Here is a 21,821-nt window from a genome sequence, read left to right as displayed (position 1 = left end):
TTATAAGTAAATAATACTAACATTAAGTATACACAATATGTTTCATTAGTAAATACAGTAAAAAAATATATTTAATATTAAAATTAAATATAATAGTAAAAATAACGTATAGCTACAATATTTATTTAAAAGGTATAAAAATATTACTAAATAATAAAGAGTTTTAACTTAAAGTTAAAACTCTTTATTATTTAGTATATATGGGTGGGTAATTTCCTCTAGTTGTAATGGAAGACTTACTATATTAATCCCACTCTCGTTTATCTTCAATTGGTTTAATATGTGGAGGTAATGTCCCAGGAACTAGTATTCTTAGTTCTGGGCGTAATTTGATGCGTTCTCTAAAGAGATGAAGAAGTTCTTCTTCCTGATGAAAATTATTTGCTTCAATATAAAGAATCATTTCATCGATTCCATCAGGATTAATAACTTCAATCTGCCAACGTTTAATATCTTCAAATCGAGCCATGACTTGCTCTACTTGATGAGGATATACAAACATTCCTTTAATTCGAGCTGTTGTATCTACCCGTCCAACAATACTACCAAGCCGTGGACTACTTCGTCCACAAATACAGGGAGAGCGATCAATATAGGAAAGATCACCAGTTGCAAGTCGAATAAGTGGGTATGTTTTATTAAAAGCTGTAACTACAATTTCACCAACCTCACCATCTTTAAGGGTAATTCCTGTGTCAGGATGGCAAATTTCTATATAACAACGATTAGAAATATGTAATCCAGTTTTATGGAAGCATTCATATCCAATACATCCTACATCAGCAGTGCCATATCCTTGACGTAGTATAATATCAAATTTTTTCTCAAGTTGTGAACGCATTTTTTCTGACAGACGTTCTCCAGTAACAAAGGCTACTTCTTGAAAAAGATCTTTACGGAGGTTAATACCTTTTTCTTCTGCTTTTTGGGTTAAATGCATAAGGTAACTTGCAGTACCAACATATCCAGATACTCGTAATTTTTGCATGATATCCAGTTGTGTTCCTGCGTCTGAGGGTCCTGCAGGTATAGAAGCACACCCTAATATACGGAGAGGTTCTTCAAACATAAGTCCAGCTGGGGATAAGTGATAATTAAAAGTTACTTGTACTACATCTCCAGGTCGAAATCCAACAGAGTAGAAAGCTTCTGTATACCCCCAGTAGTCTTCAGTACGATCTTCTGGATCAAAAATTGGACCTGGAGAAAGAAAAATACGTTTTAAATCACCAATATCTTTTGTAAGTAATCCTCCTAACCTAGGGCCAATGGATTGAAGAAAAATAAGTTCCTTTTTTTTAAGGATAGGGATATGTTTTAAATCAGAAAGTGTTTTAAATTTTTCAACATTAAATTGGGCTCGATCAAAGCGTTTTTTGACGTCTTCAGAATAGCGATAGGCGTATGAAAGTAATTCTTTTAGTTGAATAAGATAATATTGACGACGTTCACTTTCATCAAGTACCTCTCGTCGACTATATATACCTTCTGTTCTATCCTTACGAGTCATAGTAAAAACTCCAATTAAATAAAATAGTTAATGTTGCTATAGTAAACATTAGCGCCCTGGAAAAGCAAGTAGTTATTATTAAAAATTACAATAAATATAAAAAGCTATAAATTCCCCTATATTTTTTTAAAGTAAAATAGTATATCTAGTCTATTAAGCATTATAATTTTAAAGAGTTATGTATGCTATTTTTAATAGCCAAGAGGTATTATAATATATATTTAATAATTATACTATAGTTCTTTGTTAGTTGAGTTATACCAAAATGATGTTTCTTTAATTTAATGAGTTCAAATAGTTATTAAAGTGATTATAACACTTTTATAGTTTAACATAAAGTTTCTTCTTATTTTACCGATGGAGTGAATGAAGGAGAATTGTTATGAAAATAATTTCTTTTCAGACACGTAATATGTTAAAAAAGTATGAACAACAACTAGTAACAGCACGAAGGTTAGAACGTTATCGTCAAGCAATTAGCTTAATAGAAGAGCCGCTTAGTTTATCTAAGATAATAAAAAGGAAAATATTAGTTAGACTAGTAGCTAAAGAGTTTTTTAAAAATTTTCTTATCACTGGTTATAATTCATCTGTGGTACAAGATGTGCAAAAAGAATTAATAGAGAAGTTTAATAATAAAATTTGTTTTCAATATCCCCCAGAGAGTCCTGAAGTTGTTATATTGGTGAAAGTTAATAATGAATGGGAAAAAGTAGGCTCAAAATTACAAACTGAGATATTATGTCTTGCTTGGACAATGATCTTGGATAAAGTAAATACTACTATGTTGTAGCACTAATGTTTTCCTAAGAGGAAAAATATGGATATCAAAGATGTAAATAATAATCCATATGGAATGGTTACGAGTCAGGGTGACTTGATAACTAAATCAAATAAAGTAGCTAGAGGGAAAACAGATGCTACGTCAGGGGAACCTTATCCTCAAGAAGATAAAGTAATTCTTTCCCCTAAAGGCAAACTATATGTAGAAGTGTATAGAGAAGCTATGCACTCTATAGATATAAGAGAAGAAAAGGTAGCTTCAATTAGGGCTGCTATAGAGTCAGGTAATTATAAGATAAACAGTAAGGATATTGCCCAAAACATGTTAGGTTTAGAGTCAGAAATTTTTGGTTAATAAGTATAGTTTATTTTTTAATAGGCAGTCACTTAACCTTGTTTACGTAACTATATAAATCTATATTAGTTTAGTATAGATTTATATAGTTACGTTTTTTCAATAACTATATGTAATTTTATACATGCTAATATAATTATTATAGGTATTGTTACTATTTTTTAATATTCTATAAAAAGATATAATATATATTACTACCTGTAGTTATTCCTTTACCAATAGATTGTTATCTTATTTTATTTTTTTATATAATTATTATGATAAATCCTAGAAAAACATACTCATTGAAGTCAGTTATTATAGCAGTAGCAACAGCTCAGTTTATAATGCCTTATATGTTAGCTGGTGTTGGACCACTTTTACCTGTTATTGGTATGCATTTTAATGCAACTGCTGTAGAGTTAAGTCTTATCAATGCTGTTTATGCTTTATCTTTAACTATCTTTCACTTAATTGCTGGCCGTATTAGTGATATTTTAGGACTCCGTCGGGTTTTTCTTATAGGCCTTGGACTTTTTACTTGTACTTCAGGGATTCTTCCATTTTCCCCTAACATTACATTTTTTTTTATATTAAGGTTTATTCAAGCTATTGGTGCTGCGCTTATGAACACTAGTGGACTATCTATATTAACTAATTGTTCTCCAAAAGATCGACTAGGACAAACACTAGGTATTGCTTCTATAGGAATTTACCTAGGACTATCCCTTAGTCCTTGTCTTGCAGGCATTATGGCTAAATTCTTTGGTTGGTCATATTTATTTTACTTAATGATTCCTATTGGTCTTATTGCTTGGTTGCTTATGAAATACACAGTAAAGGAAGAATGGTATATTGATGCAGAGTACCCTTTTGATTGGACTGGTTCTATCTTATACGCAATTAGTATTAGTACATTATCTATAGGAATGATATGGATATTAAATGGAATATGGCCAATAGTTTTTTTGAGTATAGGAATTATCTTTTTTGGTAGTTTTTTAAAGGTTGAGCTAACTGAAGATCATCCTATCCTTGACATCAAATTTCTTATTCATAATCATGCTTTTTTATATAGTATTTTTGCATTACTAATAAACTATAGTTCTATATTTGGTTTAGCTTTTTACTTTAGTTTATATTTACAGTTAGGCTATGGCCTTAGTGTATTAACGACAGGTTTAATCCTTTCGTTGCAACCATTTGTACAAGTTATTATTTCTCCGATTGCAGGTCGTCTTGCAGATGCTTTTGGAGCTATTAAGATTGCTATTGTTGGTATGATTATGTGTGGGGTTGGACTATTTTTAGCTATAATTCTTGAAATTCACTCTAATATATTTGAAATTGCATATATACAAATGATCTTGGGGTTAGGTGCTGGTCTTTTTGCCTCTCCCAATATGACAGCTATTATGAGTGCAGTAGATAGTAAACATATGAGTCAAGCTGCTGGTCTTATTGGAACAATGAGAACGTTTGGATTACTGCTTAGTATGCTTATTATTTCTATAACAATGAATATTTACTTTGGAGGAGAAATACTTACGGCAAAAAGTATGGATAAATTTACAGCAGCAATGGATATGAATTTTTGGATTTTCAGTCTATTAAATATTGTGGCTATTATTTTCTCTATTATGACTTTAAAAGTAAAAAGAAAAATCAGTATCTAAACTGTAATAGGTATAATTAATATATGCTCAGTATATCTATAGCTATGATAATTCATATAGAATTATCGAGTAAAAGTGATTGCAGTATTTTATATTGTACACTACAATAGTGTATCTTACTATTATTACATCTTAAAATAGTAGAAGAAAGTTATGACAAATAGTTTACTTTTAGATTGTGGTAGTGGTGGTCGAGCTTCACAGCGATTAATTACAGGTCTATTCCTTAAATATTTTGATAATGATATACTAAGGACCCTTAATGATGCTGCCATAGTCTCTCTTTCGTCACCTGTAGCTATAAGTACAGATAGTTATACTATTACACCATTATTTTTCCCTGGAGGCAATATTGGTTCTCTTGCTATTCATGGGACAATTAACGATGTATCTATGTTGGGTGCTAAACCATTATATATAACATGTGCATTTATTTTGGAAGAAGGGTTGGAGCTTGATATTCTTGAGCGCATAGTAGCATCTATGGCAGAAGCTGCTCATACAGCGTCAATTAAAGTTATTACAGGTGATACAAAAGTTGTTCCTAGAGGATGTTGTGATAAAATTTTTATCAATACAACTGGTATTGGAGAAGTTTTGGTTGATCCTGCTCCATCAGGCAGTCGAGCAGAGCCAGGAGATGTAATTATTGTAAGTGGTTCTATTGGTGATCATGGACTAACTGTATTTGGCCAACGAGAAGGGATAGACTTTTTAAGTCAAGTTGAAAGTGATAGTGCACCATTAAATGTGATGGTTGAGCAACTTATTCAAGAAGTTAGAGACATTCACGTATTACGAGATCCAACACGTGGAGGTCTTGCTACTACACTTAATGAAATTGCTTCACAGTCTAGCGTTGTTTGTTATATTGAAGAGTCACTGATGCCTATTCATGACGTTGTAAGATCTGGATGTGATATTTTAGGGCTTGACCCTTTATATCTTGCAAATGAAGGGAAGTTACTTTGTATTTTACCATCAGAAAAGGAGGAGTTAGCACTAGATGTTATGAGATCATTCCCACAGGGTAGTGAAGCAAGAAAGATAGGTTTTGTCTCAGATGCTGGGAAAACAACAAGGCCTGGTCAAGTAATTTTGCACACTGTGATTGGTGGATATCGATTGTTAAATATGTTGGAAGGAGATCAGCTTCCACGTATTTGTTAAGTCTAATTAGAAAGAATTATATTCATCAAAAAAATGGATTAAAGATATAGTGTGTTATTGTTGTTTTTAGGACACTAGCTAGTCGTTATCTGTTGCTATTATAATAATCAAATAAAGTGACAGAGTTATACCTCATGGAGTTTTCATGTTCAGTTTTTTTATTCGTAAGATTTTTGGCTCTAAAAATGATCGTTATTTAAAAAGTCTTTCACCTATATTAGATCAGATTAATGCACTTGAATCCACAATGAAAGCTTTATCTGATAAAGAGATCCCAGTACAACTAGCTACATTTAAGCAACAATTACAAGAAGGTAAGCGTACTATTGATGAGTTATTACCAGAAGTTTTTGCTCTTGTAAGAGAAACAAGCTTTAGGGTGTTAGGAATGAGACATTTTGATGTACAACTCATTGGTGGTATTTCATTACATAGAGGTAAGATAGCAGAAATGAAAACAGGGGAAGGGAAAACTTTAATGGCAACACTTCCTGTTGTTTTAAATGCTCTTGAAGGTAAAGGGGTACATGTTGTCACAGTAAATGACTATCTTGCACAGAGAGATGCTGAATGGATGGGTGCATTATATAGTGCTCTAGGTTTAACAACAGGTGTGTTGACATCAGGGCTTTCTGATGATGCTCGTAAGGAAGCATATGCTGCTGATATTACTTATGGTACTAATAATGAATTTGGATTTGATTTTTTACGTGATAATATGAAGTTTTATCCTAATCAGCTTGTACAACGTGGACACTTTTTTGCTATTATAGATGAAGTAGATTCTATCCTTATAGATGAAGCTCGTACACCGCTTATAATCTCTGGTGGGTCAGAACAATCTACAACTATGTATACTCAGATAGATAAAATTATACGTAATCTTAAGCCACAACAGGATTTTTCTATTGATGAAAAAGGAAAAGTAGTCATTCTTAGCGATGAAGGTGCTGTGCAAGTAGAAAAAGCCCTTGGTATAGATAATATGTATGATCCTAGTAACATAGCTATACAGCATCATGTGCTACAGGCTTTGAAAGCACATTATATTTTTCGTCGTGACGTTGACTATATTGTTAAAGACGATCAAGTTGTCATTGTTGATGAGTTTACAGGACGGCTTATGCCAGGTCGACGTTTTAGTGATGGGCTTCACCAAGCACTTGAAGCAAAAGAGATGGTTACTGTTGCTGCTGAAAACCAGACTTTGGCTAGTATCACTTTCCAAAACTACTTTCGTATGTACAATAAGCTTGCAGGGATGACTGGTACAGCAGATACAGAGGCTGTAGAGTTTGCACAAATTTATGGATTAGAAGTAGTTGTTATTCCTTCTAATAAACCTATGATTCGCAAAGATCATTCTGATGTAATTTATCGTACACGTAAGGAAAAATTTGATGCTATTGTAAAAGCTATCATTGAGCTTCATAAAAAAGGGCAACCTGTATTAGTAGGGACTATATCTATAGAAACCTCTGAGCTTATTTCTTCTATGCTCCGTAAAAAAAATATATCTCATAATGTCCTTAATGCAAAGCATCATGCGCAAGAGGCTGAAATTATTGCTCAAGCTGGACAAGTAGGTAAAGTAACTATTGCTACAAACATGGCTGGCCGTGGAACAGATATCGTTCTTGGAGATAGTGTTGTTGAGCTTGGGGGATTACATATTTTAGGAACAGAACGTCATGAAAGTAGAAGGATTGATAATCAGTTACGTGGTCGAGCAGGGCGTCAAGGTGATCCTGGATCATCACGTTTTTATCTTTCTCTTGAAGATGATTTAATGAGACTTTTTGGTTCTGATAAGCTTTCAGGGCTAATGCAAAGATTAGGTATGGAAGAAGGTGAACCTATTGAAAATATTATGGTATCTCGGGCGATTGAAAGTGCACAAAAACGTGTTGAAGGACATCACTTTGAAATTCGTAAAAGTCTATTAGATTATGATAATGTTATGAATCAGCAGCGGACAGTAATTTATACATTACGTCACAATATCATGAATGATCCAGAGCCAATGGATATTATTTTAGAGTATTTAGATGAATTATTAAGTGATATTTATATAGAGTTAGAAGATAATGATAATAATGAATTAAATAAAAGCATTCATACCCAGTTATATGATATTATGAATCTTTCACAGGTAATGTCTATAGATAACACCCTTCCAACAAAGGAACAAGCAAAGACATTAATTCTTTCTATGTTTGAAAAGTTGAAGTCTAAGGCTGGAGAGGCATATAATGATTTGCTACGTTATGTGCTTCTTGAAGAACTTGATCGTTGTTGGAAAGATCATTTAAGGAATATGGATTTTCTTCGAGAAGGTATAGGACTGCGTGGTTATGGTCAGAGAGATCCAAAATTAGAGTATAAAAAAGAAGGCTTTGTACTTTTCCAGGAATTGCTTGCTAATATTAGAGAAGGAGTCTTTCGTACTTTTACAAGGTTACATTTAGAAAAAAAAGAAGATAATTTTTTTCAACATGAGCCAATTAATGACTTATGGTATCCAGCTAGTCATGAGAAAGAAACAAAGTTTCAAGTGAAAAAAACTGATCGTGTTGGACGGAATGATTTATGTCCTTGTGGAAGTGGTAAAAAGTATAAAAAATGTTGTGGAGTACATTAGGTCATGGCTACGTATAACATAGTTTAAAGAATAAGAATAATTATTTTTTAGTGGCCTAAAAATTACTCTATTTATATAATTAAGGAGGAAGTCATGCAATCTAGTTTGAAGATACAATTTTTTCTTTTTTTAATAGGGATAAATGTACTTAGTAGAACTATTATTGCTATGGCTGCTCCAACTAACCCTGTGGCTATCACTTTATATCCTACTGGTGGGTGGATCCAGGTTGTTGAAGAGTTACCTGTTCAAGATGATAAAGTGTATTTTGAACTTCCTGCAGGAGCACAACTTGGCTCTTTACTTTTAAGTATTGAGGGACAATTTATAGGAAGTATTGAAACAACCCCCATTGCTAGTATTGATAGTCCTGTAGTTGCTAAAATTCGAGAACGTTATACAAAGGCAGTACAAGAAGTTGCTTTGATTCGTGGGAAACTTGCAGCAGTAAAAGCAAAAATTGCTCTTTGGAGTAATCCTGAATGTCCTAGTCGTTCTATTGAAGAAATTAAAAAATTTGATTCAATGATGGGATCAAAAATTGAGGAACTTTATGTTGCAGAGTCAACTATAGAGCCAGCTTTAAAGAAAGCTTTGTATGAATTAGAGTTATTAGAAAAAGCCATTGTGGATGCTGGTGGGAAAAATACATATGCTACAGCTATTACAGCAGTTATTAGACCAGATAAAACAAACAAAAAACCTAATAAGCAAGTGATAGTTCAATATGGATATATGCTTTCTGATTGTGGGTGGAATCCTATTTATCGTTTTGATGCATTACCAGAGAAAGGTATTGTCCAAGTTGTTCAAGAAGCAGAAATTCGCCAGGCTTCTGGGCAAGACTGGAGAAATGCAGATATAACTTTGGCGTCAGTAAATATTGGGAGTGCGTTAGTGCCTCCTAATTTACCTGACTGGAAGATACTACCTGCCCCTATACAAACATATCGTCAAGGACAAGAAGTGTCTCCTATAGCAGATAATGCAATGTATTTGGCAAAATCATCTGTGCCTATAGTTCACGCCCAAGAAGAGCCTACATTTACAACTTGGTCTCTTGGTAAAGTTACAGTTCCTGCAGGAATGGTGATGCGTTTTATGTTATATAAAAATGATTGGGATGCAAAATTTTTTAGATTGTTAAGACCATCAGTACAACCTCATTCATATCTTGTCGCAAATATTGATATTCCTAGCTCTGTAGATTTAATTCCTGGCTCTGCTCAATTTATGGTTGATGGAAAAGTGGTGGGGAATGGTTACTTTACTTTACGTAGTGAAGAAAATCATATTTATTTTGGTGTCGATCCTAGAGTCACAGCCCAAATGATCTTGGATAAAAGTCAGAGTGGACGTGATGGATTTTTAGATAAAAAGCAAAGTCATAGTTGGAGCTGGAATATTAAAGTTTGTAATGATCATACAGTACCTGTTAAAGTGGTTGTTGAAGAACCAGAACCTCAGTCAGGAGATATTGGTATTATTATCACTACACAGTCTAATCCTAAGCCAATAATAGAAGATCATATGTATTTATGGAAAATGACTCTTCCTGCAGAAGGGGAAATAGATATTCAGCATTCAGTATTGATGACAGCACCAGGAGATATGAGAATTATTGAAGGACGTCGATAATAATTTATAGATATTATTGAAAGTAAAATTAGCTTCTACGCTTAAATAGTTTATCTAAATCTTGGATTGTCCAAACAAGTACACAGGGTCGTCCATGAGGGCAGTTTTCACGTTTTTCTATAGAAATCCATTGAGTAATAAGTAATGCAGCTTCATCTGGAGGTAGAGGTAAGCCAGCTTTAATAGCAGCTTTACATGCCATTGAGATCCAAAGCTTTTCTATATTTTCTTGTTGCCTTGAGAGGGCTTTTCGAAGAATTATTGTTGCTTGACTACGATCAAGTAGTGGAGGGATAGACTCAACATGAAGAATATCTCCTTTAAGAGAGAATATAAATCCAAGGGAAGTTAGGGAGTTAGCGATTTCTTGGAGCTCTTCTTGTTCTGAGTAGTGCAGTTTTAATTGAATAGGTAAAACAAGCTGTTGAGACTGGTTAATTAAACTTCCATTACGAAATTTTTCTGCTAAAATACGTTCATGGACAGCATGCTGATCAAGGATAATAAGCTCAGCTTGTTCATTTTTTTTCCTTATATCTTCAAGAATAAGATAGGTATCCCCTATTTGTCCTAAGTAGTGATAGGGCCCAATACACATTTTTTTATCTATATATTTAATTGAGATCTCATTTTCTTTGTTGGAATCTGTACTGTTTGATGTAAGGTTAGGTAGTAAAGAAGAGTTATCTGAAGGATGAGATGAATAAGATGATGCTAAGGTATAAGTAGATTCTTTAGCAGATAAAGATTGTTGACAATCTGGCTCAAGGACAAACGTATTTTGTAACATATGTTGTAATGAGAAACCATGAGAGTCAGTTGTTGTTGATTGTGTAGTACAAACTTCAGTTTGTGTAGGGTGGATGTTAGAATTTTTCTTTATAGGAAAGATATATTCTTGATCTGCTTCACCCCAAAATCCTTTTGGATGTATGTCTGTATCAGTTTGCTGTAAAGAAAAGCTTGGTATAGTTTTGTTAATAGCTTCTTTTAGTGCAGTGCTAATAGCAGAGAATATACTTTTTTCATCTCTAAATCGAACTTCAGTTTTTGCAGGATGAACGTTTACATCTATTAATTCAGGAGAAATTTCAATGAAAAGTACTGCTTGAGGATATTCTTTAGAGATAAGCCGACCTTTATAAGCTTCAAAAATAGCACGCAATATAAGTTTATCGTTGAGTGTCCGACCATTTACATAGAGAAGAACCCTGTCTGAACGGAGTTGTGTTTGAGTTGGTGGTGAAGTTAGCCCATGTATTCTAATGTCATGTGTTGTTTTATCAACAGGTATAAGGTTAGATGTCAATTCTTCTGGCCAAATGATTTTAAGGCGTTGATGTAAAGAATGTGCTGCAGGAAATTTTAAAAGCTCTCTTGCTCCTGAAAAAAGGGTCATAGTTGTATTAGTAGTTAATGCTAAACGGGAAAAAATTTCTTGAGCACGTTTTTGCTCTGTGACAGGACTTTTAAGAAATTTAAGGCGAGCAGGGACAGTAGCAAATAGATCTTGAACAGTAATAATCGTCCCTTTGTAAAGAGAGCTAGGACCCTCTTTTTCTATTTTCCCATGCTTGATTTGCAGAAATGCAGCTTCAGTATTGTTAGATTCTTTTGTATAGGCAGATTCTATTTTAAAAGAAGATACAGATGCAATACTAGGAAGGGCTTCACCACGAAATCCAAACGAATGGATTTTCCATATGTCTCCTAAATCTTTTATTTTGTTAGTAGCATGGCGAGTAAGGGCTAATCTTAATTCTGCTGGGGGAATACCAAAACCATTGTCACGGACTTGGATAAATGTATGTCCACCATTTTCCATTATTACTTCAATATCTGTTGCTTTTGCATCAAGGCTGTTTTCTACTAATTCTTTAATAATACTAGCAGGACGTTCTACAACTTCACCTGCAGCAATTTGGTTTTGTAGTGCCTCTGGAAGAAGTATAATAGGAGAGCGTGATGCATTCATATGATATTGAATTATGTAACTTAACAGATACTAAATATTATGTAGTAGGATGGAGATTACACATTTTCCTTTTATTAAAGTAGAGCTAATACATCATTATATAGTGGTGTAATATTTTGGTAGAGATTTTGTGTTTTTTCTCCTTCAAGTGTTACAAGGGCTAATGCATTTTCATCCTGTAGTTTATGAAGGAATTGGTTGTTATGTTGATGACCTGAGCAATATATTTCAAAATATCCTTGAAGAGGTAGATGCATCATAGCCATATCACCAATGAAATCAAGGGCTTTATGGCGAACAAATTCATCAGGATAACGTAATCCTTCAGGATTAATAACTTTTGTAGAATCAAGTACAATAGCATTCTCAAGAGAGCCACCTTGAGCTAAGCCATTTTTTAGCATTTGTTCAACATCTTTAAGAAAGCCATAAGTTCTGGCATTAGCTATTGAAAGAAAGGTCGTTGGTGTAACATCTAATACAAGTCGTTGGTGGCCAATAATTGGATGTATGTAATTAATAGTATAATCTAGTTTGAATCCATTATACGGTAATGCACGAATACGTTTCTCTCCCTTAATGAATTCGACGGGTTTAATCACTTGTAAAATTTTTTTTGTTGCTGGAAGATATTTAATCCCTGCTTGGAGTAATTCATTAGTGAATATCTTAGCAGAACCATCCATAATAGGTATTTCTGCACCTTCAACACAAATGCGGATGTTATCAATTTCAAGGCCTCTAATGGAAGCAAGAAGATGTTCAACTGTTGATATTGTTATATTTTTATTACCAATAGTGGTTGCTAATTTAGTAGCTATCACAGCAGAAGGAGAGGGGATAAGAGTATGGCGAGTATCTCCAGTTATCACTTCAAAAACAATACCAGTATTTTCAGATGCAGGGTGTAACGTGACATTAAGACATTGGCCACTATGTACACCTATACCTGAAAATGTAATTGAACGTTGAATGGTTGTTTGTTGCATAGTTATCCTCCAAAGTTTCTTATGCAATAAACGATCCAAAAAAAGATATTAGTAATTGCTTAATTTTATTAAAAAAAATATTTATATCTTATTTTTATTTTTTGTTTTTTTACAACATAATTAAGTTATATTTTATACTTATATGCTGTAATAAAACGATTTTTATTTGTAAGATCAGTATGACTTATTACATTTGTCCATATGTTGTTTTTTAACAACAATAAGATAGCTTCTGCTTGTGTTGCTCCATGTTCTAAAATTATTATTCCTCCAGGCTTAAGGGATATCTCTGCTTGGGTAATAATTTTTTTATAGCAGTGTAAAACGGTATTTATTTCATCAAGATGAATACATTTATGTGGTGTAAGAGCTATTTTAGGTTCAAAAGATATTACTTCATGCGGAAGAGAGGTCAGTTCATTTTCACTTATATATGGAGGATTACTGATATATAAGTCTAATGAAGAGGGTAGACAGAGTGGTTGTGTAAAATCTGATTGAAGAAACTGTAGTTGACTATGAGTGTTATTTTTTAAACTATTAAGTTTAGCTATTTTTAATGCTTCACTAGAGATATCAGTAGCAATACCTAACCAATTTTTTCTTTCAGCAGCTAGTGTAATTGCAATACACCCACTACCTGTACCTAAGTCTGCAAAGTATATTTGTTGTGTTGGGTTAATATGGTTTAATACAAATTCTATAAGTAACTCTGTCTCTGGGCGAGGGATAAGTGTGGCTTGAGTGACTTTAAATTCTCGTGAAAAAAATTCTTTTTTCCCTGTGAGATATGCAATTGGTTCTCCATGGAGTCTTCTTAACATGATATCATTAAGCGTTGAGTAGCTATTAGTTGGAATAGGTTCAAAAGGAGTCATTATTATTTGTAATCGTGTAATATTTAAAACATGACTTAATATAAGTTCTGCAGAGAGTTTTGGTGAATCTATCCCTGCCTTTTTAAACATCATTGTTGTTTTTTGTATCCAGTCTATATATTTGATCATAATAAATAATAAATACCAAAATAATGTGTCTGTATATTAAATATTAATTTTTTATGCTGAAAGTATAAAACCCCGGAAGCATTGCTTCTGGGGTTTTTATACATCTAAGTTGTACTGAAGATAGGACTAGTACATACCGTCCATACCACCCATACCACCCATACCACCGCCAGGCATAGGCATATCTTTTTTAGGTTCTGGTTTTTCAGCAATAGCGCATTCTGTAGTTAGAAGTAAGGAGGCTACTGATGCTGCATTTTGTAATGCAATACGTGTAACTTTTTTAGGATCAATGACACCAGCTTTAATAAGGTCTTCATATTCTCCTGATGCAGCATTAAATCCAAAACCATCTTTTGCTTCACGAACTTTTTCTACAACAATAGAACCTTCATAGCCAGCATTTGCAGCAATTTGACGTAAAGGCTCTTCAAGAGAACGACGGATGATATTAAGTCCAGCAAGTTCATCATCATCAGCAGGTTTAATATCATCAAGGACTTTAATGGAGCGGACAAAAGCAGTACCACCACCAGGGACAATACCTTCTTCAACCGCAGCTCTTGTTGCATTTAGAGCATCTTCTACACGATCCTTCTTCTCTTTCATTTCAGTTTCAGTAGCAGCTCCAACATGGATAACAGCTACTCCACCAACAAGTTTTGCAAGACGTTCTTGAAGTTTTTCACGATCATAATCTGAGCTTGTTTCTTCAATTTGTGCACGAATTTGTTTAACTCGAGCTTTAATATCTTCTGATTTTCCAGCACCATCAACGATAGTAGTATTTTCTTTGTCAATAACTACACGTTTAGCTGTTCCTAAAGAAGACAAGCTTACATTTTCAAGCTTTATACCACGATCTTCAAATATTGCTTCTCCTCCAGTAAGGATAGCAATATCTTCAAGCATAGCTTTACGGCGTTCACCAAAACCAGGAGCTTTTACGGCTACAACTTGGAGTGCTCCACGGAGCTTATTGACTACAAGTGTTGCAAGTGCTTCACCTTCTACGTCTTCAGCAATAATAAGGAGTGGACGGTTTACTTTAGCAACTTGTTCTAAGATTGGTAGCATGTCTTTCATGCTAGTAATCTTTTTCTCATTACAAAGGATATAAGGGTTATCAAGTTCACAAACCATTTTCTCAGGATTAGTTACAAAGTATGGAGAGAGGTAGCCACGGTCAAACTTCATTCCTTCAACCACATCTAATGTAGTTTCAAGACCTTTAGCTTCCTCAACTGTGATAACACCTTCTTTTCCAACTTTAGCCATAGCTTCAGCTATGATATTACCTATTGTTGTATCAGAGTTTGCAGAAATGGTTCCAACTTGAGCTATTTCTTTTTGGTCACGAGTAGGCTTTGTAATGTCGCTTAGTTCTTTAGTAACAGCAACAACAGCTTTATCTATGCCACGTTTAATGGCCATAGGATTACGACCAGCTGCTACAAGTTTTACACCTTCACGATAAATAGCTTGTGCAAGGACTGTTGCTGTTGTAGTTCCATCACCAGCAATATCGCTAGTTTTGGAAGCTACTTCTTTAACCATTTGAGCGCCCATATTTTCAAACTTATCTTCAAGTTCAATTTCTTTTGCAACAGATACACCATCTTTTGTAATAACTGGGGAACCAAAAGACTTTTCAATAACGACATTACGGCCTTTAGGTCCAAGTGTTACTTTAACAGCATTTGCAAGTTTATCTACACCTCGTGAAAGTTTTTCACGGGCTTTAGCATCAAAAAGGATTTCTTTAGAAGCCATTAGGGTTTTCCTCCTAAAAACATATCGATTTTAGAATTGTTAAATATAGTTTTCTGAGAAAATTCTCAGAGAGTGCGTGTAATTAGTGTTTTCATTATAACTGAATAAAATTATTAAAGATCACCGATCTTTTTATTTACGCCTTTTTCACTTGCGGCCAGTTTCTCCAGTAATAACAGCTAGGATGTCATCTTCACGCATAACTAGATGCTCTACACCATCAAGCTTTACTTCTGTTCCTGCATACTTATTAAAAAGAACTGTATCTCCTGCTTTTACAGCCATAGGTATTAATTTACCATCATCTGTATGTTTACCAGGTCCAACAGCAACAACTTCACCACGAGATGGTTTTTCTTTAGCAGTATCAGGGATATAGAGTCCACCAGCTGTTTTTTCTTCAGATTCAAGACGTTTTACTAAAACACGGTCATTCAAAGGTTTCAGGTTCATGACAATAGTATCCTCCAATTAATTATAATGTATTGCTGTTTATTGTGAACTATTTTGTTTAGAGTGTACAGTTTATAAAGAATTTTTTGTCTTCTTTTTAGAGTACAAAAAGAAACTAAACAAAATTTGTTTCAACATTTGATATATAATCAAAACAGCAGGGACTTAGCGTCCACCAATCGTTAGGATAAATAATCTTCTCTATGGGAATTGGGAAGAGGGGAATGCAAATTTTTTTATAAAAATTTTTAAGTAAGTCTTGAAAATCAATACAGTAATAACTTCTATCCTATTAGAATTTTTTATATTTTTGCATTTTTTGGAGAAATAAAAATTTTTTCTAAAAATCTTTTTTTTTTCCTCTTTTCCTATTGTATTGAAAATATTTTTTTTCTAAAAAAATTGTTACATCTAACATTCTAAAGATAAAGTTCCTACTTGACAATATTGAAAATATCAAATTAGTATTTCTTGTCTTTTTTGGGAGGCACATTATTTATGTACGCAATTATTGAAGCTGGTGGAAAACAATTCTGTGTTGAAGAGGGTTCTAAAATTTTTGTTTCTAAAATAGACGCTGAAGTTGGAACAGAAATTTTTTTTGATAAAATTTTTATGATTGGTGGTTCATCTCCTCAAATTGGAACACCATATATTAATAATGCTAAAGTTATAGCTAAAGTTCTTGAGCATGGTCGTGATAAAAAAATTCTTGTTTTTAAAAAGTGGAGAAGAAATGACTCACGTAAACTCCAAGGTCATCGTCAAGACTATACAGCTCTAAAAGTAACAGGTATTCAGCTTTAAGGAGATATTAAAATGGCCCATAAGAAAGCTGGTGGAAGTTCTCGCAATGGTAGAGATAGTCCAGGACAACGTCGTGGTATAAAGCGTTTTGGCGGCCAAAAAGTCTTGGCAGGCAATATCCTTGTTCGTCAACTAGGTACAAAAATTCATCCTGGAGAAAATGTTGGAATGGGAAGAGACTATACTTTATTTGCAAAAGTTAATGGTATAGTAACTTATGAAACATATTTTCGTAAATGTAAAAGATATAGTAGAGTGCATATACAACCCACCGTATAATAATTATTCCAGGATTTTATTAATAAGGAAGGAGTGTAATGACTTCTTCCTTTTTTATTAATCTAGATATAACTATAATAATTAGCCAGGTAATTTTTTAGAAAAAACAGTAAACAAGTTAGTAACAGTATTGAATAGATATTTGTTATTGAAAGGATAATCATGCGTTTTGTTGATGAAGTAACTATTAGCGTGAGCGCAGGAAAAGGTGGAAATGGATGTGTTTCATTTAGACGCGAAAAGTTTATACCTAAAGGTGGACCTAATGGAGGGGATGGAGGAGATGGAGGTAATATAATTTTTAAAGCTGATTCACGTTTGTTAACCCTTTATGATTTTCGTGTGCAACGTCACTATAGAGCTCAAAATGGAGAAGGTGGTAAAGGGAGCCAGCGTCATGGTAAAAAAGGGGAAGATTTGATTCTTCATTTACCTGTAGGTACAATTATTTTTGAGCAACTATTAGATAAAGAATATTTTTTAGTTGATCTTGATAGACCAGGAGTTGAATTCTTAATTGCAAGAGGTGGTCGAGGAGGAAAAGGAAATGAGCATTTTAAATCATCAACAATGCGAACACCTCGATTTGCACAAAAGGGCGAAATGGGGGAGGAGAAGTATCTCAGGTTAGAGTTGAAAATTTTAGCTGATGCAGGAATTATAGGGCTACCTAATGCAGGTAAATCTACATTAATATCAAAACTTTCTGCTGCACAACCTAAAATAGCTGCTTATCCTTTTACAACACTTAACCCTAATCTTGGAGTAATGATCGATAATCTTGATCCAGATAAAAGGCTTGTCCTTGCTGATATCCCAGGATTAATTGAGGGTGCATGTAAGGGACAAGGCCTTGGTCATCAATTTCTTAAACATATTGAGAGAACACGTTTTTTAATTCATGTTTTAAGTAGTGAAGATATTGATGAGGATAACCCATGGTTAGGATTCGACATCGTAAATGAAGAGTTAAAAGAATTTGATCATACTTTAATGCAACGTACCCAATTATTGGTTGTTAATAAAATTGATGTATTACAACCTGAAAAATTATCACACATAAAACAAGTTGCAGAATCTAGTGGAAAGATAATATATTTTATTTCAGCAGAAACAGGTGAAGGTATAGAGCTCCTTGTGGATGCAATATGGAAGTTACAATCTTATAGATTAAACGCACCTTTTATTCACTTAAAGCCAATTGAACATAAAAGTGATGAAGAATTTGCTATTGAGGTAGCTTATACTAAAGAGTAAGTTTTGTTAGTTAATCACTAAGGGTAGAGTAAATATTATATTAGTAATATTTTATTATATAAACTAATGGATGATATTACTTAGTAATATAGTAAGGTCAGGAGATTTTTTGATATTATCAAATAATATATTCAATTATTGATGGAGGACTTTTCATGTATATAGTTACAGGTGGTTCTGGTTTTATAGGTAGTGCTATGATTTGGCTTCTTAATGAAGTTGGTATAGATGATATTCTTGTTGTTGATAATCTAGCAATAAGTGATAAGTGGCATAATCTTGTTAACCGTCGATTTAAAGACTACATACATAGAGATGAGTTCCGTCATTTGATTCAGAAAGGTAAAGCTCCAGAAGATATTAGAGCAATATTTCATATGGGTGCCTGCTCTTCAACAACAGAACGAAATGCTGATTTTTTGATGGAAAATAATTTTCATTATACTCAAATGGTTTGTCGTTATGCACTGGAGAATGGAGCAAGGTTTATTAATGCTAGTAGTGCTGCTACATATGGGGATGGTTCTAAAGGTTTTTCTGATAATTTGCTTACTACTTTGGCGCTTAAACCACTTAACATGTATGGCTATTCAAAACAGCTATTTGATCTTTGGGCATATCGTGAGGGCTTACTTAATCAGATTGTAAACCTTAAATTTTTTAACGTTTATGGTCCAAATGAATATCATAAGGGTGATATGAGAAGTGTTGTTTGTAAGTCTTATGAGCAAATAACAACCTCTTCTTTTTTCAGCCTGTTTAAGTCAGATCATCCAGATTATGCCGATGGTGGACAAATGAGAGATTTTGTTTATGTTAAAGATTGCGTAAAGGTAATGTATTGGTTGTTTGAACATCATGAAGTAAATGGTATTTTTAATGTTGGTTCTGGGACTGCACGAACATGGAATGATCTTCTCAATGCTGTATTTATCGCTATGAATAAAAAGCCTGATATTCGTTATGTCGATATGCCTGATCAACTGAAAGGGAAATACCAATATTTTACTCAGGCAGATATGAATTGGCTCCAGAAAGTTGGGTGTGATGTGTCCTTCCATAGTCTTGAAGAAGGGATTATGGATTATGTCCAACATTATTTAATGGCTGAAGATCGTTATTTATAAATGATAAGGTATAGTATGAGATACACTAGTTATAAGCGTTATTTTAGATATCGTTACATAATAATAGTGAAAATATATAGATTACAGTATAAGAATAATAAGTTGTCTTTTGGATTGTATTCATAATTTTTTATAGAATATTTTATACTATTGGTTGGACTTGATAGGAGCTATATGTTTCCAAATGTTCAACATAAACTTGGCGTTGTTTTTTTCCCTGCTTTTGATTGGGCTATTAGTCCAACTCATCCTGAGCGTGAAGAGCGATTGTTGTATACACAAGATCAACTCTATGAAGAGGGAATATTTGATATTCCTGGTATACAAGAATATCAACCTAGTCTCTCAACATATTGTGATATAGAAAGTGTTCATTTTTGTTTGCCAAATGTAGGAGCAGTTTGTTCAAATTCTCACTTAGCTTCAGCTGGAGGAGCTATTCATGCTAGTAAATTGGTACTGACAGGAGAGGTTGAACGAGCTTTTGCTATTATACGTCCTCCAGGTCATCATGCTATGAGGGTAACATATGGTAATAGAGGTTTCTGTAATATTAATATTGAAGCAGTAATGGTTGAACATATACGGCAGACATATAAGAAACAAAAAATTGCTATTGTAGACACTGATTGCCACCATGGAGATGGGACACAAGATATTTATTGGAATGATCCTAATGTCCTTTTTATTTCATTACATCAAGATGGTCGTACAACTTATCCAGGGACAGGGTTTTTAGAAGAGGTAGGAGGACCTGCAGCACTGGGAAAAACCGTGAACATCCCTCTTCCTCCAGGAACAGGGAATGAGGGGTATTTATATGCTATGGAGCATGTTGTGTTACCTATTTTAGATGAATTTCAGCCTGATATTATTATTAACTCAGCTGGTCAGGATAACCACTATACAGATCCTTTGACAAATATGTATCTTACAGCTGAAGGGTATGCATGTATGACCCAAATGTTGAAACCAGATATTGCTGTATTAGAAGGTGGTTATTCCATACAGGGTGCTTTGCCTTATGTGAATTTAGGTATTTGTCTTGCATTGGCAGGGTTACCTTTTTCTTATTTACAAGAACCTGATCTTGATAAAGTAGATATTTGTCAACCTAAAAGAGTTACAGAAACAATAAAAAAGGTGTGTGAACAAGCTCTGAGTCAGTATTTTTATCCACCAGTAAAACCTTATGATGGCCAACAAGATGGTTGTTGGTGGGTTCGAAATAGGACTATATATTATGACACAGATATGATACATGATACTCAATATGAACGTATACGTTTATGTAAAACTTGTAATGGTTTGACAGCAATAGAAACAAAATCTACCTGTCTAGATGAAGCTCTTTGTCTTTTGTTTCCTAGAGGAGCATGCTCAAGTTGTTGTAGTGAGGCTGAGTCTTTGAAGAGGCAGTGGGTTCAAACAAGAAACTCTAACATACTAGAGATTAATCCAAATAAAAGCTAATAAATAATTTTTATTACATATATAGTGAGTGATAATAACAATAGGTATGTTGTCTATAATGTATCAAAATGAGATGTTATTAACTGACTGAGGGGATTATGGAACTTAATAGAAAAACATCTACAGAAGACTTTGAAGAAAGTGTTAAAGATGAGGTAAAAATAGTTTCTTTTAAATGGGGAAGGACGATTGTTTACCTTTTATTAGTAGTCATTATAGGGCTTCTTTTGTGGAAGCCTGACTTGTTCCAGTAGTAACAGCAATTGTCAGTCGAGTAAGAAATTCATTACGAGAAATGAGTGTTGCGCCATATCTCATTATATGTGTAGTAGGCATTTGACAGTCGATAAAATCAAAATTATATGACCACAGGTATTGTGCAAGCCATACTAACGCAAGTTTTGAGGCATGTGGAGCAATGTGAAACATTGATTCACCAAAAAATGCTTTCCCTAATGCTACACCATATAATCCTCCTACAAGAGTAGAATTATCCCAAACTTCTATAGAATGAGAAAATCCTAGTTTATGTAGTTGGATATATGCCATCTTCATATCTTGTGTAATCCATGTGCCTTTTTGTTTTGTTCTAGGTAGAGTTGCACAAGCTGTAATGACTTCTGTGAAGGCGTTATTTATTGTAACAGAAAAAGTACATTTTTTAAGTTCACGCTGTATAGTCTTAGGAATTCGAAAGTTTTCAGGTAGTAAAATACATCGAGGATCAGGAGACCACCAGAGAATAGGTGAGTTATTGTCATACCAGGGGAAAATTCCTTTTGTATATGCAGATAATAACCGTTGAGGGGAAAGATCACCTCCATAAGCCAGTAGTCCATTGTCAAAGGCTGTTTCAAGAGGAGGAAAATACATAGGATCATTGGAAAGAGCAGAGAGCATAAGATGTTTTTCCTAATAGATCTTAAGAA

Annotated in this window: 18 protein-coding genes; 11 read left to right on the top strand and 7 right to left on the bottom strand. The window is 33.8% G+C overall.

The window, feature by feature from the left end; genetic code table 11:
• Window positions 1-244 precede the first annotated feature (244 nt).
• Entirely contained in the window at window positions 245-1,510 is a 1,266-nt protein-coding gene (locus LI_RS03470) for a phenylacetate--CoA ligase family protein (protein WP_011526718.1), read from the bottom strand.
• A 382-nt stretch (window positions 1,511-1,892) separates the two neighbouring features.
• On the opposite strand from LI_RS03470, the gene LI_RS03465 reads away from it, so the two are divergent.
• From LI_RS03465 to LI_RS03440, 6 genes are all read left to right on the top strand, one after another.
• A complete protein-coding gene (locus tag LI_RS03465; RefSeq protein ID WP_011526717.1) occupies window positions 1,893-2,303 on the top strand; it encodes a DVU0524 family FlgM-associated protein in 411 nt (136 codons plus the stop codon).
• Between the two features lie 27 nt (window positions 2,304-2,330).
• The gene (gene flgM / locus LI_RS03460; protein WP_011526716.1) at window positions 2,331-2,648 is read left to right on the top strand and encodes a flagellar biosynthesis anti-sigma factor FlgM; all 318 of its coding nucleotides are present in this window, start codon (window positions 2,331-2,333) and stop codon (window positions 2,646-2,648) included.
• A 257-nt stretch (window positions 2,649-2,905) separates the two neighbouring features.
• Entirely contained in the window at window positions 2,906-4,303 is a 1,398-nt protein-coding gene (locus tag LI_RS03455) for an MFS transporter (protein ID WP_011526715.1), read from the top strand.
• Between the two features lie 153 nt (window positions 4,304-4,456).
• Window positions 4,457-5,473 carry a hydrogenase expression/formation protein HypE gene (hypE, locus tag LI_RS03450; protein ID WP_011526714.1) on the top strand — a complete coding sequence of 339 codons (1,017 nt, stop codon included), beginning with the start codon at window positions 4,457-4,459 and terminating at the stop codon, window positions 5,471-5,473.
• Between the two features lie 145 nt (window positions 5,474-5,618).
• A complete protein-coding gene (gene secA / locus LI_RS03445; RefSeq protein WP_011526713.1) occupies window positions 5,619-8,114 on the top strand; it encodes a preprotein translocase subunit SecA in 2,496 nt (831 codons plus the stop codon).
• A gap of 93 nt (window positions 8,115-8,207) precedes the next feature.
• On the top strand, window positions 8,208-9,752 hold the full coding sequence (locus LI_RS03440) for a DUF4139 domain-containing protein (protein WP_011526712.1): 1,545 nt from the start codon (window positions 8,208-8,210) through the stop codon (window positions 9,750-9,752).
• Between the two features lie 28 nt (window positions 9,753-9,780).
• On the opposite strand, the gene mutL is transcribed toward LI_RS03440, so the two are convergent.
• The 5 genes from mutL to groES form a co-directional block, all read right to left on the bottom strand.
• Window positions 9,781-11,727 carry a DNA mismatch repair endonuclease MutL gene (gene mutL, locus LI_RS03435; RefSeq protein ID WP_011526711.1) on the bottom strand — a complete coding sequence of 649 codons (1,947 nt, stop codon included), beginning with the start codon at window positions 11,725-11,727 and terminating at the stop codon, window positions 9,781-9,783.
• A 74-nt stretch (window positions 11,728-11,801) separates the two neighbouring features.
• Complete coding sequence (gene lpxC, locus LI_RS03430) at window positions 11,802-12,716, bottom strand: UDP-3-O-acyl-N-acetylglucosamine deacetylase (RefSeq protein WP_011526710.1); 915 nt, start codon at window positions 12,714-12,716, stop codon at window positions 11,802-11,804.
• A 125-nt stretch (window positions 12,717-12,841) separates the two neighbouring features.
• A complete protein-coding gene (gene prmC / locus LI_RS03425) occupies window positions 12,842-13,723 on the bottom strand; it encodes a peptide chain release factor N(5)-glutamine methyltransferase (RefSeq protein WP_011526709.1) in 882 nt (293 codons plus the stop codon).
• 126 nt (window positions 13,724-13,849) lie between these two features.
• Window positions 13,850-15,496, bottom strand: coding sequence for a chaperonin GroEL (gene groL, locus LI_RS03420; protein WP_011526708.1), 1,647 nt, complete (start codon window positions 15,494-15,496; stop codon window positions 13,850-13,852).
• A gap of 147 nt (window positions 15,497-15,643) precedes the next feature.
• Window positions 15,644-15,949 carry a co-chaperone GroES gene (gene groES / locus LI_RS03415; protein ID WP_011526707.1) on the bottom strand — a complete coding sequence of 102 codons (306 nt, stop codon included), beginning with the start codon at window positions 15,947-15,949 and terminating at the stop codon, window positions 15,644-15,646.
• A gap of 498 nt (window positions 15,950-16,447) precedes the next feature.
• Here groES and rplU point away from each other — a divergent pair, with 498 nt between their 5' ends.
• The 5 genes from rplU (at window position 16,448) to LI_RS03390 (ending at window position 20,892) form a co-directional block, all read left to right on the top strand.
• Window positions 16,448-16,756, top strand: coding sequence for a 50S ribosomal protein L21 (rplU, locus tag LI_RS03410; protein ID WP_011526706.1), 309 nt, complete (start codon window positions 16,448-16,450; stop codon window positions 16,754-16,756).
• 12 nt (window positions 16,757-16,768) lie between these two features.
• Window positions 16,769-17,035: a 50S ribosomal protein L27 gene (rpmA, locus tag LI_RS03405; protein WP_015353755.1), complete on the top strand. Its 267-nt coding sequence runs from the start codon at window positions 16,769-16,771 to the stop codon at window positions 17,033-17,035.
• A 162-nt stretch (window positions 17,036-17,197) separates the two neighbouring features.
• Window positions 17,198-18,292: a GTPase ObgE gene (obgE, locus tag LI_RS03400; RefSeq protein ID WP_011526705.1), complete on the top strand. Its 1,095-nt coding sequence runs from the start codon at window positions 17,198-17,200 to the stop codon at window positions 18,290-18,292.
• 155 nt (window positions 18,293-18,447) lie between these two features.
• On the top strand, window positions 18,448-19,419 hold the full coding sequence (rfaD, locus tag LI_RS03395) for an ADP-glyceromanno-heptose 6-epimerase (RefSeq protein ID WP_011526704.1): 972 nt from the start codon (window positions 18,448-18,450) through the stop codon (window positions 19,417-19,419).
• A 174-nt stretch (window positions 19,420-19,593) separates the two neighbouring features.
• Window positions 19,594-20,892: a histone deacetylase family protein gene (locus tag LI_RS03390; RefSeq protein WP_011526703.1), complete on the top strand. Its 1,299-nt coding sequence runs from the start codon at window positions 19,594-19,596 to the stop codon at window positions 20,890-20,892.
• A 213-nt stretch (window positions 20,893-21,105) separates the two neighbouring features.
• Here the strand turns inward: LI_RS03390 and aat are convergent, their stop codons facing one another.
• Window positions 21,106-21,792 (bottom strand): leucyl/phenylalanyl-tRNA--protein transferase, encoded by a 687-nt coding sequence (gene aat / locus LI_RS03385; protein ID WP_011526702.1) that lies wholly within the window; start codon window positions 21,790-21,792, stop codon window positions 21,106-21,108.
• Between the last annotated feature and the right edge of the window lie 29 nt (window positions 21,793-21,821).

Origin of the sequence: Lawsonia intracellularis PHE/MN1-00 (assembly GCF_000055945.1) — a bacterium.
Classification (GTDB): Bacteria; Desulfobacterota; Desulfovibrionia; order Desulfovibrionales; family Desulfovibrionaceae; genus Bilophila; species Bilophila intracellularis.
The sequence above is the reverse complement of the archived record's forward strand: the minus strand, read 5'-3'. Positions and strand labels throughout refer to the sequence as shown.